Here is a 16,788-nt window from a genome sequence, read left to right on the forward strand (position 1 = left end):
GCGGGCGGGCCTCCGGTACGGGTGGGGGTGGGGGTGGGGGTGGGGGTGGGGGTGGGGGGGCATGGTGGGGGCGGGCCGGTGGGGGTGGGGTGAACGGTGCGGTCGGGTTCTGCGCACCTCTGGTGGTACAACCGATGAGCGCATTACTGACTGGTAAGTAACGTCCCGGAAAACATCATGGCTGCGGTACGGCGCCGTGTCGCCGGGTCGGACAACAGAGATTCGCGAGGTGGATTGTGACCGCATCCAACGCGGTGGAGCCCGGCCCGGCACCACGGCTCGGCGGCGTACCCGTCCACGAGCGGCTCAGGCTCTCCGCGGCAGCCCTGGCACCCGCGGTGATGGCCCAGCTCGTCACGCTGCTCCCCGCGTACCGGGCGCTCCCCTCCGAACAGCTCCGCGACGAGATCGCCCGCGAGGTGGACCGCGGCATCCGGGCCTTCACCGAGGTGCTGCGCACCGGCGAACTGCCCGGCGAGGCCGAGTTGGCGAGGATCAGCGAATCGTCGGCCCGGCGCGCGGACGAAGGCGTACCGCTGGAGGCCGTGGTCGGGGCGTACCACCTGGGCGCGCAGGAGTGCGCGGCCCAGGTCCTCCCGGCGGCCGGGCCGGAGGATCTGCCGGACGTGCTGCTGGTCCAGCAGCGGCTGCTCGGCTACCTCCGGCTGGTGAGCTGCGCGGTCGCGGCCGGGTACGTCCAGGAGCGGCAGACGGCGCTGGGCGACGAGCAGGTCGCCCGGCAGTCGCTGCTGTCCGAACTGCTGGAGGGCGGGGACCCGCAGACCGCGGCCGACCGCGCCGGTCTCCCGCTGCCGCCCTGCTACCTCGTCCTGGGCATCACCATGGGACCGCACCCCGACGAGCTGCTACCGGGTGTGAACCACGCCGTCGCCGCCCGCCGCAAACTCCGCCGGCTGCGCAACGAACTCCAGCGCCGCACCGAGGGAGTCCCGCTGTCCTCGCTGTCCGGGACCGGCGGGCTGGTGCTGCTCCCGTCCGGCACGCCGCCGGCCGACTTCGCCGGCACGGACCGGGACCGGCTCGCCCGGCTGGTCGGGCAGCTCGGCCGGGCCTGCGGCGCCGAGCTGCTGGTGGCAGCGGCCCCCGCCGCACCGGACGCCGTCGCGGACGCCGCCCGGCTGGTGGGCGAACTGCGGGAGGTGGCACAGGCATCCGGCCGCGGACCGGGGCTGTACCTCCTCGACGACGTCCTGCTGGAGTACCAGCTGAGCCGCCCGGGCCCGGCCCGGGACAGACTCGCCGCGCTGCTCGCCCCGCTGGCCGGGCGCCCCGAACTGCTCGACACGCTGCGCACCTTCCTCGCCTGCGGCCTCGTCCGGCGGCAGGCGGCCGCCCTGCTCCAGGTGCACCCCAACACGGTCGACTACCGTCTGCGCAGAGCCTCGGAACTCACCGGCCTGGACGCCGCCCGGGGCGCCGACCAGCTGACCCTGCGCGCCGCACTGGCCGCCCACGACACCGTCCGGCACGGCGGACGCACGGGCGGACCCGACCTGGGCCGGCCCGCAGGCCGACCCGCGTAGGCCGACCCGCGTAGGCCGACCCGGCGTCGGCTGCCCGACGCGGGCGCCCGACAGGGGAACCCGACGTGGGCCGCCCGACAGGGCACCCGACGTGGGCCGACGTCCCGCGCGGCCGGCGCGCGCGGGACGTCCGTCGCGTGGGTCCGGCCGGTGTCAGGCCAGGAACCGCGCGGTGACCGACACGAACCGGTCGGCGTCGTCCAGCCACGGGTAGTGGCCAGCGCCCGACTGCACGACGAACTCGGCGCGCGGGAACAGTGCGGCGAGGCGGGCCACCACCCGCGGGGGCGAGGCCAGGTCGAACTCCCCGGCCAGGACCAGCACGGGCGTGCCGAGCGCGGCGAGCGCCGCCCGGGTGGCATCCGGGTCGAAGGCCCCCTCCGATCCGAAGACCTCCGCCGCCGCCTCGTTCCACTGCTTCTCCTCGGCCGCCCGGTGGGCCTGCGCCGCCTCGTCCCACCGGCCGTAGAGGAACGGTGCGACGGTCACCCAGTCGGCGGCCGCGGCGGCGCCGGCGTCGATGGCCTCGAAGGCCGCCGACGCCGCCGGGTACCAGGGCTGGTCACTGCGGAGCCGCGCCACCTCGCGCCGGTCGTCAGCGCCGGCCCCCAGGCCGGCGGCGTCGGTGCCGGGCGTGACGAGGACGAGCCGGCCCACCCGGTGCGGGTACCGCTCCGCGTACCGCACGGCGAGGTTGGCGGCGGCCGAGTGCGCGAGCAGGTCCATCCGGCCCAGGCCGAGGTGGTCGCGCAGCGCCTCGACGTCCCCGACCAGGCGGTCGCAGCGGTAGGAGGCGGGGTCGTCCGGTGTCGCGGACCGCCCGGCGCCCCGCTGGTCGGCCACGACCAGCCGCCGGTGCGCGGGGAGGCCGCCGAGGTCGCCGAGGTAGACGGAGTCCCGCATCGGTCCGCCCGGCAGGCAGACCACGGGGGCTCCGGTGCCCTCCCCGAGGACACGGTAGGCGAGCTGGGTGCCGTCAGGCGCCTTGAGTACAGGCATGGTGGTGTTCCCCCGTTTTTCCCGTCTTCCCCGTGTTTCCCGTGTTTCCCGCGTTCCTGGTGACCCGGTGACCCGGTGACCCGGTGTCCGACGTTCCCGCGTTCCCGCGTTCCCGCGTTCCCGGCAGGTGTGCGGTGTCGTCGTGGAGTTGAAGCGGTGCGGAGCGCCGGACGGCCCGCCCGCCGGGAGCAGCGTCCGTCAGCCGCGCAGTGCGGCGGCCTCGGCCTCGGGGGTCAGCCCCAGCACCGGACGGTCGGGACGCTGCGGCGAGACCCCGCCAAGCTCCCGCAGCCACGCCCAGGTGTCGGCGACGGTCTCGGCCACCGGCCGGCAGCGCAGTCCGTCCGCGAACGCCTTGGACGTCTCGACGCCGTACAGGAACTCGTGCAACTCGCCCGGGGGCGCCCAGATCGGCAGCTCGGTCCACGGCGCGATGCCGGCGGCGGCGATCCGCCCGGGGTCGGTCCAGCGCAGCTCCGCATCCGATCCGGTCGCGGCCACGCAGGACTCCAGCAGCTCGCCCATGGTGGCGTGACCGGGCCTGCTCACCAGGTTGTACGGGCCGGACAGGCCGCGCACGGCGGCGTCCAGGGCCCAGACCGCCAGGTCCCGCGTGTCGATGTACTGGAGCGGCAGCCCGCGCGGACCGGGGGCGAGGACCGGGCCGCCCCGGGCGATCCGGTCCAGCCACCAGGTCAGGCGGCCGACGTCCTCGCCCGGGCCGAGGATGAGGCCGGCCCGCAGCAGCAGCGACCGGTCCTCGCCGAACGCGCCCGTGACGGCGAGCTCCCCGCCCCGCTTGGCCTGCGGATAGGGCACCTCGCCGTCGTCGGGCGAGCCGTCCAGCAGGACGCCGTTCTCGGCAGCACTGTGGTCGACCGGGTCGGCGTACACCGAGGCACTGGAGACGTACACGTACCGGCCGGCCCGCTTCGCGAGCGCGTCCGCCGCGTCACGGACGGCCGACGGCCGCGCGGACCAGGTGTCGACCACCAGGTCCCACTCGCCGGCACCGAGCGCGGCCAGCCCGTCCGGGGCGGTCCGGTCGCCCTGGAGGACGGTGGCACCGGACGGCGGGCGGCGGTTGCCGCGATGGAGGAGGGTCACGTCCCAGTCGCGGGACAGGGCCTCGTTGACGATGGCGCGTCCGACGAAACCGGATCCACCGAGCATGAGAAGTCGCATGCCGACCACTGTCCACACCGTTCTGCCGATCGGTCCACCCCCATCCGCCATCAGCGGAATCGCCGTCAGCTGAATCCGAACCGGCCGCCTCCGACCGGGCGTTCCGCCCGACCGGTTGTCGGGAGTCTCCGCCGCGGGAAATCCCGGACCACCGTCCGCCGGCCGTCGCGGCAGACCTGTTCCTTAAGTCACCGACAGCAGCTGACACTTCGTCGAAGGCCGATCACGCAGCTCCGGGCAGCGCCGAAGGACGTACAACTCCGAACATCTCCTTCGGCTCTGCACGCAGCCAGGGGCCCACTTCTCCCGGAGCCCACCCGAACAGGGCAGGGCCCGCCAAACGATGGCGTCGCCAGGGACCTAAAACTGGTGTCCCCAGATGGTTTTTTGACTGCTCATCAGTTCATGGCGCGACCGTCAACGCAGTGCACGTTGACGTCGCCACACCTTGCCGCACGCCGAAGCGCGCTCCTCAGCCCGGCGAACAGGGTGCCGTCGACCCAGGCCAGGGCAACGGGCCTGGTCCAGGTTCCGGCCGGGTCGGCTGCTCTCGCCCGTTCGGCTGGTGCTGATGCCCGGGCGTCGTCCCTCCCGGGTGCTCGGCGCGTGTGGCGACGGCCTGGGCCTTGGCCGAGGATGGAGCCGTGTCGTGCGTACCGTCGAGACCGGAGGTCATGACGGCGACCCTGACGGTGTGGCGCTTCCCCACCGCGACCGGTGCCGACGAAGCCCTCGAAACCCTGAAGAGGCTCCAGCGCCAGGAAGTGATCAAGGTCGAGGACGGCGCCGTCGTCAGCTGGCCGGCGGGCGCCCGCAAGCCGCGGACCCGCCACCTGAGCGACATGACCGGCATGGGCGCCCTCGGCGGGGTGTTCTGGGGCTTCCTGCTCGGCGCGATCTTCTTCGTGCCCGTTCTCGGCATGGCGGCGGGCGCCGCCTCGGGAGCCCTGGGCGGGCACCTCGCCAACCTCGGCATCGACGATTCCTTCGTCCAGCAGGTGCGGGAGAAGGTCACCCCCGGCAGCTCCGCCGTTCTCGTGCTCACCACGGACGCCGTCCTGGACCGGATCCGTCCCGAGTTCGAGGGCCGGCACGCCGAACTCATCCGGACCAGCCTCTCGACGGAGGAGGAGGCCCGCCTGCGCGAGGCCTTCACCGAGGGCCGGTAGGGCCGGTAGAGCCGGTAGAGCCGGTAGAGCCGGTAGAGCCGGTGAGGGCAGTACGGATCGGAGGGCCCGCCGTCCGGGCGTCCCCGGCCGGCGGGCCCCCCGGGCCGGCCGGCCGGGAACGCCACGCTCAGCCGGTGGCCACCCGTACCTGCGCGTGCTCCGCCCAGTCCACGATCTGGATCGCCGCCCCGGCCGCCTCCTTGCCCAGGCAGCGGGTGTGGTGGCGGCGCGCGATGCCGTCCAGGTCGAGGTGGCGGCCGAAGGCCGGGTGACCGGCCAGCCGGCCGGCGTACGCCCACACCCTGGAGTGCCCGGCGATGCCCTGCACGGCGGCGGCGTCCAGGTGCCAGCGGTGCACGGTGTCCAGCCGGACCAGGGTCACCCAGAGTTCCACGTCCGCGAGGGTCAGGTCCTCGCCCAGCAGGTACGGCCCGGCCTCCAGCCGGCGCTCGACGGTGGCCAGCCCGTCCAGCAGGACGCCCAGCGCACTCGCCCGCTCGTCCGGGGTGGCGTCGGACCGGCCCGCGCGCTGGGCCGGGGCGTTGATGCTCAGCTCGCACAACTGCCTGACCGCCGCGATCGCCGCCTCGGCACCGCACGGGTGGAGGTCGGGGCCGGGGAACCGCCGGGCCAGGTCGGTGAGGATCTCGGCCGGGTCGGTGCTGACGATCCGTCCGCTCCAGTCGTCGCTGAGCACCGGTGCCGCGGCCGGCCGGTGCTGGTGCGAGGTGGCCTCGTACAGCGGACGGAGCGCCAGGTAACCGTCGTCGCCCGCGTCCGGCAGGGCCGGCAGCAGCGTGACCGGCAGGGTGTCCTCAAGGCCGAGCAGGCTGTGGGTGACGGCGATCTGCAGACAGTGCGGACAGGAGAGGGAAAGGTGGAGCCGGTAGCGGTGCGCTACGGGGTAGTAGCCGCTGCGGGCGTCGTGGCCGATGCGGCCGCGGAGGGAGGGCGCGGCGAAGGGGGACGGGGCGGACATGGGTCTCCCAGGAGTCGGCGGCACGCGGACGCGCGTACCGCGAAATGAGGGTGGGGGGGAGAAGGGCGCAGCTCAGGACATGCGACTGCCCGCTGTGGGACCAGGGGTATCAGACGAGAACGGCTGCCGGGCCGTGGGGGGCGGACACCCCTGCCATGCTGCTGCACACCCGCTGCAGGTCGATGTGTCGACGGCACGTCAGCATCGGGAGCAACCGGACAGCGTGAGCCACACCATCGATGACCGGCTCCGCACGCCTCACGGCTCTCCCGCCTACGTTCGACGATTCCTGCTTCGGAGTTTCGACCCGCATCCACGCCACGTCAAGGGTCTCGCCCAGGGAGACCGAAGCGTCCCGCATGGTGGGACGGGCGACCGGCCCCGGTCCGCCCGTGGGGGCGCCGGCGGCGATGGCAGGACGGGGTTCCGAAGGCGGGAAGGAAGGTTGACGGAGTGTCCGTGATCCCGAGCGGTCTGCCGGGCACCGGTCCGTGGTGCCGGGCCGGGACGAACGTCAGGGGCGCCCCGGACACCGCCGGGGCGCCCCTGACCGTGGAGGGCGGCGCCTCAGAGCGCCGGCTGCCACCCGAGCGCGGGCCCGAGACCGGTGGCGATGTCGGTCAGGATCTGCACGTAGTCCTCGTGGTCGAAGGAGAACGGCAGTGCGAAGACGACCTCGTCGACCTCCCGGAACCCGGCGTGCGCGTAGAGCTGTTCGGCGATCTCGGCGGACGTCCCGATCAGGTCCGGCGCGAACATCGTCCGGGCCGGCCCCTGCGGGGCGGCGGTGCGCGCGGTCCGGCTGCGCACGTACTCCTGGTACTTGGCCCGCTGCTGCGCCGAGGCGCCGTCGGTGGGGATGACCACCAGGCCCTGGGAGACCCGGGCGCGCGCACCCTCGGGGTGGCGGGCCCGGAAGGCGGCGATCTGCGAGCGCTGGGTCTCGGCGAAGTCCTCCGACTCCTCCGCCCGCAGCACGTTGCTGGTCAGCAGGCTCAGGCCCTGCTCACCCGCCCACCGGGCCGAGCGCAGGCTGCCGCCGCCGTACCAGACGCGGTCCGCCAGGCCGGGCGCGATCGGCTGGACCCGGTCGGAGAACACCTCGATGCCCTCGACCCCGCTGAAGTCGGTGGCCGGCTTGCCGCGGACGAAGTCCAGCAGTCGCCGCACCCGCTCGTAGCCGAAGTCCTCGGCCTCGGCGGTGTCGGGGTAGAGCGCGGAGGCGATCCGGTCGTACTGCCCGGGGCGTCCGACGCTGATGCCGGGATTGAGCCTGCCGCCGGAGAGCAGGTCGACGGTCGCCAGGTCCTCGGCCAGCCGCAGCGGGTTCTCCCACCCCAGCGGGATGACCGCGGTGCCCAGCTGGATGCGGCTGGTGCGCTGGGTGGCCGCCGCCAGTACCGCGACGGGCGAGGAGATCCCGTACTGCAGGTGCCGGTGGCGCACCCAGGCACTGTCGAACCCCAGCTGCTCGCCGAGTTCGATGATCCGGAGCGTCGACTCGTGACCCTGGCCGGGGTCGGCCGGGTCGAACAGCCCGATGGTCAGGAATCCCAGCCTCCGAAGGGGCTGCGAGGGCGCCGGCACCGGTTCCTCCGTCCTCCGCGGCAGGCCCCGCACCGGGCGACGCGGTTCGACCTGCACGGTTTCGATGGGCATGGTCCGGATGCGGATCACCGGACGTCCGCCCCACACTCACACACCGATCAGCGGCACTCAAGCGCTTCACCGAATCGCCATCCGGGGCAACACTCCTGTCACGTCCCCGGCTTCGGGGTGCGCCCCCGGTCCCGCAGGGGCGTCCCCCGGCGTCCCCGGGCGTCCCCCCGGCGTCCCCGGGCGTCCCCCCGGCGTCCCCGGGCGTTCCCCGGCTCAGGCCGCCGTCGGGGGCCGCTGCCCGGGCAGCCGGAAGCCGTTGAAGAGGTCGTCCATGCCACGCAGCGCCAGGCGGGCGGGGGTGGCACGGAGCACCAGGTCGCGGGCCGCCACCGCGAGCGGGTTGCGGAGGGCTCCCAGGCGGCCGGCCCGGCGGGCGCGGACGCGGACGGCGTCGGTGCGGTCCCGGCGGGCGGCGGTGTAGCCGGCCAGGACCGCCGGGACGCCGTCCCGGCCCTCGCCGGAGTCCCCCGCGGGCAGCAGGTGGGCGAGGATCACCGCGTCCTCGATGGCCTGGCAGCCGCCCTGGCCGAGGTTGGGTGCCATGGCGTGGGCGGCGTCGCCGAGCCAGGCGATCCGGCCGTGGTGCAGGCGCGGGAGCGGGGCGGCCAGATCGTAGAGGTCGTTCTGCAGGACGTCGGCGGGTTCGAGGCGGCCGACCCGGTCCAGCAGGGCCGGGATCGGGTCGTGCCAGGAGCCGAAGCGCCGGCGGAGTTCGGCTCGGGGGTCCGCCGACCGTGTCCCGGCCGGGGCCGTGGTGGTGGCGTAGAGGTAGAACCGGCCGTCTGAGAGCGGGGTCACGCCGAAGCGCTCGCCCCGCCCCCAGGTCTCGCTCATGGCCGGGATCCGGAGGTCCGGGGCGTCCACGACGGCTCGCCAGGCGGTCTCGCCGATGTAGTGCAGGCCGGGGTGGTCGGGGAAGTACGCGCGGCGCAGCGGGCTGTGGATGCCGTCGGCGGCGACGACCAGATCGGCGGGAAGGTCCGGGCCGGCGGCCGTACGGACGGTCGGGCGGTCCGCCGCGTCGTCGACGGCGGTCACGGCGGTGCCGTGGCGGAGCGCGTCCGGGGGCAGGGCGGCGGCCAGGGCGGCGGCGAGGGCCGGGCGCGGGACGGCGATCGGAGCCGTCCCGTAGCGGGCCGCCATGTCGGCGGTGCCGGCCCGGGTGAGCCAGCGGCCGTCGGAGCGGCGCACGCCCATGGTCACGGGTACGCGGCCGCCGGCGGTGCGGGCGACGTCGATGCCGACGGCCGCGAGGGCGCGCAGGGCGTTGGGGGCGAGGCCGATGCCGGCACCGGTGGCGGGGGGTTCGGGGGCGCGTTCGCAGACGGTGACGCGCCAGCCGCGGCGGCGCAGTGCGACGGCGGCCGTGAGGCCGCCGATACCGGCCCCGACGACCACAGCGTGACGTTCCGGCATGGCACACCTCTCCGTTCGGTCCAGGCACTCTACGCCCGCTCGGGTGCGCCGGGCCGGGCGGCCGCACCGGTGCCGCGTTGACGAACGCGGCCGTTCCCCGGGCCCGTTGGCCCGGTCCGCAGCCGAACGGCCGCTCCTCGCAGCCGACTTCGGGTGGCCCGTCGGTGCCTGCGGGCCGGGCGGTGCCCGGTTCGACCGCGGTGGGCGGGGCGGGGGCGGAGTCGGGGGGCGGGGATCAGGGCCGGCGGGGGTCAGCCGGACCGTACGGTCCGGCTGAAGGCGCTGCGGTAGGCCCTCGGCGGGACGCCGCGGCGCCGGACGAACTGCTCGCGCAGCACCGCCGCACTGCCGTAGCCGACCCGGCGGGCCACCTCCTCGATCGGCAGATCGGTGGTCTCCAGCAGTTCCTCGGCGCGGCTGAGGCGCTGGTTCAGCAGCCAGGCGTGCGGGGTGCTGCCGGTGGCCGCGGTGAAGCGCCGGGCGAAGGAACGCCGGCTCATCAACGCGCGCCCGGCGAGTTCGGCCACCGGCAGCGGGCGGTCGAGGTGCTCGCGCGCCCACGCCAGGACGTCGGCGAGCCGTTCGTCCTGGCAGTCCTCGGCGACCGGCGCCACCAGGTACTGGGCCTGCCCGCCGTCCCGGTGCGGCGGCAGCACCAGATCGCGGGCGATCGCGTTGGCGACCGCCGCGCCGAACTCGCGTCGCAGCAGGTGGAGGCAGAGGTCGAAGCCGGCCGCGGCCCCGGCGCCGGTGACGATGTCGCCCTCGTCGACGTAGAGGGCCTCCGCCTGGACCGTGACGTCCGGGTGGCGGCCGGCCAGCAGTTCGGCGAACCGCCAGTGGGTCGTCGCCCGGCGGCCGGCCAGCAGTCCGGTCCGGGCCAGCGCGAAGACGCCGACGCAGTGCGCGCCCAGCACGGCACCGCGCGCGTGAGCGGTCGTCAGGGCGTCCAGCACCGGCCCGGGCACGGGGTCGCGGAAGCCCGCCCACGGCAGGACGAGCACCAGGTCGGCCTCGGCCAGCCGCTCCGGGCCGTGCTCGACGGCGACGGGGACGCCGACGTCGGTGGGGACCGGCCCCGGGCGGTCGCCGCACAGCGTGAACTCGAAACGCGGCAGGTCACCGCCTCGCCGGGCGAACACCTCGGCGACCACGCCGACGGCGAGCATGCCCACCCCGGGCGGGGCGTAGGCGGCGACGGTGGCGAACTTCGGCATCCCCGGAGTTTGGCACAGAACCTGCGATCAGTGGCATGTCTGCCACTCGTCGGCCCTTCGGGATCCCGGCAGGATCGTCCCTGTGAGCAGCACGACGACCACGAACGAGGCGAGCATGAACGAGGCGACGATGAACCAGGCGACCGTGAACCAGGCGACCGTGAACCAGGCCGGCACGACCGGGGCCGGCGTGACCGCGACGATCACCGACGGAGCGACCGTGCCCGGCACCGGTGCCACCACCGACGCACCGGCCGGCCGCACCGCCCGGTACCACGTCCTGACCACCGGCTACACGCTCTCGACCGGCCCCGGTGTGGCCGCCACCGTGTCCTACGTGACCGACGGCGACCGGCGGGTGATCGTCGACCCGGGCATGGTGGCCGGGCGCGACCGGATCCTCGGTCCGCTCGCCGAACTGGGGCTCTCCGCCGACGACATCACCGACGTCGTGCTCAGTCACCACCATCCGGACAACACCATGAACGTCGGCCTGTTCCAGCGGGCCCGGGTGCACGACCACAAGGCCGAGTACCTGGACGACCAGTGGCTCGACCGGGACGCCGAGGGCCTCCTGCTGAGCCCGTCGTTGAAGCTCATCCGGACCCCCGGGCACAGCGCCGAGGACATCACCCTGCTCGCCGGGACGGCCGAGGGCGTGGTCGCGTTCGTCGGCGACCTGTGGTGGCGGCCGAACGGCCCGGTGGTCGACCCGGTCGCGCCCGACGCCGCCCGGCTCCGCGCCTCCCGGCTGCGGGTGCTGGCCGGCGCGGACGTCATCGTTCCCGGTCACGGCGCGCCGTTCCCCGCCGCATCCGCACTGCTCTGACGAAGCATCAACTGTTGTCACCCATACCCTGAACCGGCCCCGGCGCCCGGACCGGTGCACCGGGGCGGCGCGGGGACAGCGGCGGGCAGTCCTTCGCCGGCCCGGACGGTCACCGGGAGCGGCGGCCCCCGATCCACTCCGCCAGGGAGAGCAGGGTGGCCTCGACGCTGCCCGCCATGTGGTCCCGCAGGGCGTGCAGATCCTCGGGGGTGTCACCGAGGACCGGATCGGCGCGCAGCAGCCGCCAGGTCTGCCGGACGATGCTGCCGGCGCCCTGCTCGCAGAACGCCCAGTCCCAGCGGACGATGCCCTGCTCGGCCCCGCCGACGACGAAGGCGAACGCGGAACCCGGATCGGCCCGCACCACCTCGGACCGGGTGACCCACTCCCGCCCGTCACGCCGGTTGCGGCCGCTGAACCATGCGCCGACCCATGGGCCGCCTCCCGGGCCGTACCTGACGGCGTGGGCGCTCGGACTCCACCTCTCGATCAGCGAAACGTCGCTGACCAGGGGATACACGGACTCCGGCGGCGCGTCTACCCAACAGCACCGGGTGAAGGTGAAGGGGGTCAGATCGAGGCCGGCCGGCGGACGTCGCGGGCCGGCCGCGGTGTTGCCGGACGTGGTGATGCTCATGGCTTCTCCCGAAGGTGAGGACGGCACAGGGGTGGTGGGGCGGGGGTGACACGACTCAGCGTGGGGGCCGGCACGGGGAGCAGCCAGACCCTGCGGATCCGTACCCCCGCAGGGTGCGGCACGGCCCGGTGGCGCTGCGCATACTCGGTGCCATGAACAAGCACGGGCAGCTCGCCGACTTCCTCCAGGCACGCCGGGGCCTGCTGCTCCCCGGGGATGTCGGGCTGCGGACCTACGGCGAGCGGCGCCGGGTGCCGGGACTGCGGCGGGAGGAGCTGGCGATGCTCGCGGGCATCAGCGCGCCCTACTACGCCCGGCTTGAGCAGGGCCAGTCGCGCAACGCCTCGCCCGAAGTGCTGGACGCCATCGCGACCGCCCTGCGCCTGGGCGAGTCCGAGCGGGCCCATCTGCACGAACTCGCCCGTACCCCGAAGCGGGGCAACGCCGCACCCCGTCCCCGGCCCGAGCACGTCACCCCGGCCACCAGCGCCTTGCTGGCGGCCCTCGAAGGCACACCCGCCGTCGTCCTGGGCCGCCGTGGCGACGTGCTGGCCTGGAACGCACAGGGCCACGCGCTGTTCGCCGGCCACGTCGACCGGGGCAGCCCCGCCGAACCGGGCCGCCGGCCGAACATGGCGAGGCTGGTGTTCCTCGACGCCCACACCCGGGAGCTCTACACGGATTGGCCCAGCAAGGCCAGGGCGGTGGTCGGCAACCTGCGCCTCACCGCCGGCCGGCATCCGGAGGATCCGCTGCTGGCCGGTCTCGTCGGTGAACTGACCATGCGCAGCCCGGAGTTCGCCACCTTGTGGGCCGACCACCGGATCCTGGCCTGCGATGTCGCCGACTACGCGATGCACCACCCCACGGTCGGGCCCCTGACCGTCACCCAGCAGACGCTCCAGAGCCCGCAGGGAACCGGACCGGCCGTGGTGGTCGCCACGGCCGCCCCCGGGTCCCCGTCGGCGGCGGCCCTCAGCCTCCTGGCCCAGGCCGGCGGGGCGAGCGAGGCGGTCCGGCCCCGCAGGGGCGCCGGCTCCCGCCCCTCCTGACCCGGGAGACCCCGAACACCGAGGCCGAGCAGCTCGGCACACCCCTGGCTGCGGCCTGCCCGCACGCCGGACCACAGGGAAGGACCCCATGCTCAAGCGCATCAGCCTGATCGCCACCGCCGCGGTGACTGCCGCAACAGCCGTCGCCACGGCCCTCCCGGCCGACGCCACCCCGGTGGCGCGGAAGCCCCTGAGCCACGTCCGGATCACCAATCACTTCGACCTGGTCGCGGGCCAAATGCCGGAGAACATCGCCCTGTTGCCCGACGGCACGGCCGACGTGACCTTCGCCGGCAGCCGCCAGATCGCCCGGATCACGCCGGGCGGCAGCACCCGCGTCCTGGCGACCCTGCCCGCGCCCGCCGACGGCGGCACCAGCACCCCCGTCCTCGGCTTCGCCCTGGCCACCGGCATCGTCCGGGCCGCGGACGGAAGCACGTACGCGCTGTACGCGACCGGCACCGCCGACCTGACGGGCCTGTGGCGTCTGACCCCCGGCAAGGCACCCGAGCGGATCGCCGCACTGCCCCCGGACGGTCTGCCCAACGGCCTGGCACTGGACCCGCACAACGAGCGGCTCTACATCACCGACTCGGTACTAGGCACCGTCTGGACCGTCCCCCTCTCCGGCGGCCGGCCCACCGCCTGGTCGGCCGCGCCGGAGCTCGCCCCGGCCGGCTTCCTCGGGGCCAACGGCGCGAAGGTCCACAACGGCGCACTCTGGGTCACCAACCTCGACCAGGGCACGCTCGTCCGCATCCCGATCCGGCCCGGCAACCGGGCGGGAGTGCCGCAGGTGCGGGCGACCGGACTGGCCGGTATCGACGACTTCACCTTCACCGGCCCCGGCGACGAGGCGCTCGCCACCCTCAACGCCCCCAACCAGGTCGTGCTGATCCGGCCCGACGGCACCAGCACCACCGTGCTGACCGCCGCCGACGGACTCCAGAACCCCACCTCCGTCGCTCTGCGCGGATCGGAGGTGTACGTCCTCAACGCCGCCTACACCACGGGCAAGGACCCGAACCTCCTGCTCGCCCACCTGCCCGGCCGGCACCGCTGAGGGTCGCCCGGTCATCGGGCCTTCGGAAGGCGGGGGCGGAAGCGAGCCCACCCGCAGAACAGGCCGACGGTCGGCGACCGGCCGTGGACCAGCCGAACGCCCCGGCCTTCGCGCGCAGCGTCCGGAGAGCGACGGCGAGGGCCGGTGCCGTCCGGAAGGCCTCTCGGCCGGTGCCGAGAGGCCTTCCCCTGCACAGCGGCCGAGGCCGAATGCGGCATCAAGGCGGACACTTCGCCGGAGCGACGCCCCCAGTGCGATGCCGTGTCGATCGCTGCGAAACTCGAAACTTTCGACCATCCGCTGCTCCAGTTTTCATCCGCGAGGCAGGAAGATCGCGGGAAATGGACCAGATGACGGCTAAGTTCATGAACCAGCAACGACCGTTGATCACCTGACCAGCGGCTCCTCGAACACAGTCGTGGCGATACTTTCGGCGTTTCGACCGAAAGTATTGACAGTCTGTCGGGCGCGGGCCAACCTGGTCGCCGTCGACAAGTCCGAACGGGCTCGGATTCAGGGCGCACCACCAATCAGCCTCAGAGACAAGGACGTTGGTGATGAGTCGGCCACCCGCACCACCATGCGGCGCCGTCCGGCCGACCCGCCCCCGGCCGTCGTCGGCGGCGCAGGGCTTGGCCCACCCCCACCCCACTCATCGGCAGGACGGATCACTCTTGTGAACTTCCCCACCCCAAGAACCGCAGGAACCGCCGCCCTCGACGAACGGCCGGCAAGGCCTCGCGTCTCCTCGTACCGGCCCTCGCGTCCGTGGCGATCCTGCCCGGCACCGCCGACGCCGCGACCGTCACCACGAACCGGACCGGCACCGACGGCGGATACTTCCACTCGTTCTGGAGCGAGGGCACCGGCGCGGCCTCGATGTCCTCGTCGCCACCCCCGACGGCGCGGGCAACACCTGGGGCATGACCTCATGAAAAACGGCAGCACCACCTGGCCGACGGCCTCCTGCAGCCTGAGCTGACGGCCGTCCGCCGCCGCGCAAAGCATTGACAACGCGCCTCGCCTGTCAGAGATTTGCCTGCACACGGCGGGAGTGCTCAGCAGAAATTGTTAGCGCTAACAGACAGTGCCGCACAGCTGGTCCGCGCACTCCCGTCGGCCGGCCCCGCCACGGTGTGCGCGGCGCGTCAACCGGGTCGCCCCGTTCACGGGCGGGCCGGGCGCCGCCTCCCGCACGCACACCGACCGCTCCGGCCGGCAGGAAACGGCCCGGCCGGGTGCGCGCATCACACCCGTCAGGACGTGGCGCCGGTCCGCCACCGGCGCGCAGACATCCCCCACCCGAGGAGAACGATCCGTCATGCCATGGCTCGACAAGAAACCCCTGCTCCGCAAGGCCCTGACGGCGGCCGCTTGCATGGTCGTCAGCTCGGCCACGGCAGTCACCGCGAGCCCCGCGGCCCATGCCGCCGGGGCAACCACGCTGGGTGCGGCAGCGGCCGGCAGCGGCCGCTACTTTGGCACGGCAGTGGCCTCGGGCAGGCTCGGGGACTCCACGTACTCCACCATTCTCGACCGGGAATTCACCATGGTCACCCCGGAGAACGAGATGAAGTGGGACGCCGTGGAACCCTCCCGCGGGTCGTTCAACTTCGCCGCCGGCGACTCGATCGTCAACCATGCGTCCGCCCACGGCCAGAAGATGCGCGGCCACACCCTGGTCTGGCACTCCCAACTGCCCAACTGGGTCGGTTCGATCACTGACGCGACCACCCTGCGCAGCGTGATGAACAACCACATCACCCAGGAGATGACCCACTACAAGGGCAAGATCTACGCCTGGGACGTGGTCAACGAGGCCTTCGCCGACGGGAGCACCCAGCACCGCAGCTCGGTGTTCCAGAACGTGCTGGGCAACGGCTTCATCGAGGAGGCCTTCCGCACCGCCCGGACCGTCGACCCCTCGGCCAAGCTCTGCTACAACGACTACAACATCGAGAACTGGTCCGACGCCAAGACCCAGGGCGTCTACAGCATGGTCAAGGACTTCAGGTCCCGCGGCGTGCCCATCGACTGCGTCGGCCTCCAGAGCCACTTCGGCGCCGGCGGCCCGCCGGCCGGCTTCCAGACCACCCTGTCCAACTTCGCCGCGCTCGGCGTGGACGTCCAGATCACCGAACTCGACATCGCCCAGGCGTCCGCCACCGCGTACGCCAACACCGTCAAGGCCTGCCTCAACGTGGCTCGTTGCACGGGCATCACGGCATGGGGCATCCGCGACAGCGACTCCTGGCGCACCGGCGAGAACCCGCTGCTGTTCGACAACAGCGGCAACAAGAAGCCCGCCTACAGCGCAGCACTCACCGCCATGGACGGGGACAACAGCGGCGGCACGCCGGGCGGGGGCATCATCTCCGGCACCATCTACACGCTCTCCGACGTGGCCGCCGGACGCGTTCTCGACGAGCCCGCGGGACAGAACGGCAACGGCACCCAGCTCCAGGTGTGGGACGCCGGCGGCGCCGCCAACCAGCAGTGGCGGGCCGGCCTGAACAGCGACGGCAGCTACACGCTGACCAACGTCGCCAGCGGCCGGGCGCTGGACGAGCCGGGCAACCAGACCGGCAACGGGACGAGGATGCAGGTCTGGGACTCCAACGGCGGCACCAACCAGCACTGGCGGGCGGGCCGGAACAGCGACGGCTCCTACACCTTGACCAACGTCGCCAGCGGCCGGGCGCTGGAGATCCCCGGCGGTCGGACCGCCAACGGCACTCCCGTCCAGATCTGGGACTCCAACGGCGCCGCCAACCAGCACTGGACCTTCAGGTGAGCTGAGCCGAGCCGGGGCGGGTACTTCCGCCGCCCCCTCCGCCCCGTCGGGAAGGCCGCCGCGAGCCACCTGGGACCGTGACACGCCCCGTACCGCGACGCGGCCCGACGAAGACCACGGCGGCCCGGACAGCCCGCGGGCCGGCACGGGTCCGGGGCTCTTGAAGTCCTGCCGGCAAGGCGGGGACCCTCACGCCGGCCGATCGGCAATTCCGGACGTGCCGCCACGGCGGCCAAAATTGTTAA

General features: G+C 73.8%; 13 protein-coding genes and 1 pseudogene. 7 read left to right on the top strand and 7 right to left on the bottom strand.

The genetic code is table 11. The features are described 5' to 3' along the window. The first annotated feature begins 236 nt into the window (after positions 1–236). The gene (locus tag IE329_RS13845) at positions 237–1,544 is read left to right on the top strand and encodes a PucR family transcriptional regulator (protein WP_229927419.1); all 1,308 of its coding nucleotides are present in this window, start codon (positions 237–239) and stop codon (positions 1,542–1,544) included. 153 nt (positions 1,545–1,697) lie between these two features. Here the strand turns inward: IE329_RS13845 and IE329_RS13850 are convergent, their stop codons facing one another. After that, complete coding sequence (locus tag IE329_RS13850) at positions 1,698–2,543, bottom strand: alpha/beta fold hydrolase (RefSeq protein ID WP_190211149.1); 846 nt, start codon at positions 2,541–2,543, stop codon at positions 1,698–1,700. A gap of 198 nt (positions 2,544–2,741) precedes the next feature. Continuing rightward, positions 2,742–3,728 (bottom strand): NAD-dependent epimerase/dehydratase family protein, encoded by a 987-nt coding sequence (locus IE329_RS13855; RefSeq protein WP_190211150.1) that lies wholly within the window; start codon positions 3,726–3,728, stop codon positions 2,742–2,744. 674 nt (positions 3,729–4,402) lie between these two features. Here IE329_RS13855 and IE329_RS13860 point away from each other — a divergent pair. Further along, positions 4,403–4,897: a DUF1269 domain-containing protein gene (locus IE329_RS13860; protein WP_190211151.1), complete on the top strand. Its 495-nt coding sequence runs from the start codon at positions 4,403–4,405 to the stop codon at positions 4,895–4,897. A gap of 127 nt (positions 4,898–5,024) precedes the next feature. Here IE329_RS13860 and IE329_RS13865 read toward each other — a convergent pair whose 3' ends face one another. The 4 genes from IE329_RS13865 to IE329_RS13880 form a co-directional block, all read right to left on the bottom strand. Beyond that, on the bottom strand, positions 5,025–5,876 hold the full coding sequence (locus IE329_RS13865) for a glutathione S-transferase C-terminal domain-containing protein (protein ID WP_190211152.1): 852 nt from the start codon (positions 5,874–5,876) through the stop codon (positions 5,025–5,027). A gap of 567 nt (positions 5,877–6,443) precedes the next feature. Next, positions 6,444–7,463, bottom strand: a complete 1,020-nt coding sequence (locus IE329_RS13870; RefSeq protein ID WP_190211194.1) for an LLM class flavin-dependent oxidoreductase — start codon at positions 7,461–7,463, stop codon at positions 6,444–6,446. A 285-nt stretch (positions 7,464–7,748) separates the two neighbouring features. Next, complete coding sequence (locus IE329_RS13875; protein WP_190211153.1) at positions 7,749–8,951, bottom strand: FAD-dependent oxidoreductase; 1,203 nt, start codon at positions 8,949–8,951, stop codon at positions 7,749–7,751. A 251-nt stretch (positions 8,952–9,202) separates the two neighbouring features. Next, positions 9,203–10,168 carry a GlxA family transcriptional regulator gene (locus IE329_RS13880; RefSeq protein WP_229927420.1) on the bottom strand — a complete coding sequence of 322 codons (966 nt, stop codon included), beginning with the start codon at positions 10,166–10,168 and terminating at the stop codon, positions 9,203–9,205. Positions 10,169–10,388: 220 nt separating this feature from the next. Here IE329_RS13880 and IE329_RS13885 point away from each other — a divergent pair, with 220 nt between their 5' ends. Next, positions 10,389–10,997 carry an MBL fold metallo-hydrolase gene (locus tag IE329_RS13885; RefSeq protein WP_229927427.1) on the top strand — a complete coding sequence of 203 codons (609 nt, stop codon included), beginning with the start codon at positions 10,389–10,391 and terminating at the stop codon, positions 10,995–10,997. Between the two features lie 109 nt (positions 10,998–11,106). On the opposite strand, the gene IE329_RS13890 is transcribed toward IE329_RS13885, so the two are convergent. Next, on the bottom strand, positions 11,107–11,634 hold the full coding sequence (locus IE329_RS13890) for an SRPBCC family protein (protein WP_190211154.1): 528 nt from the start codon (positions 11,632–11,634) through the stop codon (positions 11,107–11,109). Positions 11,635–11,786: 152 nt separating this feature from the next. On the opposite strand from IE329_RS13890, the gene IE329_RS13895 reads away from it, so the two are divergent. The 4 genes and pseudogenes from IE329_RS13895 to IE329_RS13910 form a co-directional block, all read left to right on the top strand. Next, a complete protein-coding gene (locus tag IE329_RS13895; protein WP_190211155.1) occupies positions 11,787–12,686 on the top strand; it encodes a helix-turn-helix domain-containing protein in 900 nt (299 codons plus the stop codon). Between the two features lie 88 nt (positions 12,687–12,774). Next, positions 12,775–13,749 (top strand): hypothetical protein, encoded by a 975-nt coding sequence (locus IE329_RS13900; protein ID WP_190211156.1) that lies wholly within the window; start codon positions 12,775–12,777, stop codon positions 13,747–13,749. A 768-nt stretch (positions 13,750–14,517) separates the two neighbouring features. After that, positions 14,518–14,676, top strand: a complete 159-nt coding sequence (locus IE329_RS13905; RefSeq protein ID WP_190211157.1) for a hypothetical protein — start codon at positions 14,518–14,520, stop codon at positions 14,674–14,676. A gap of 394 nt (positions 14,677–15,070) precedes the next feature. Continuing rightward, a pseudogene (locus tag IE329_RS13910) lies at positions 15,071–16,540 on the top strand (endo-1,4-beta-xylanase); the annotation flags it as partial. Positions 16,541–16,788: the final 248 nt, after the last annotated feature.

The organism is Kitasatospora indigofera, assembly GCF_014655955.1.
GTDB classification, from domain to species: domain Bacteria; phylum Actinomycetota; class Actinomycetes; order Streptomycetales; family Streptomycetaceae; genus Kitasatospora; species Kitasatospora indigofera.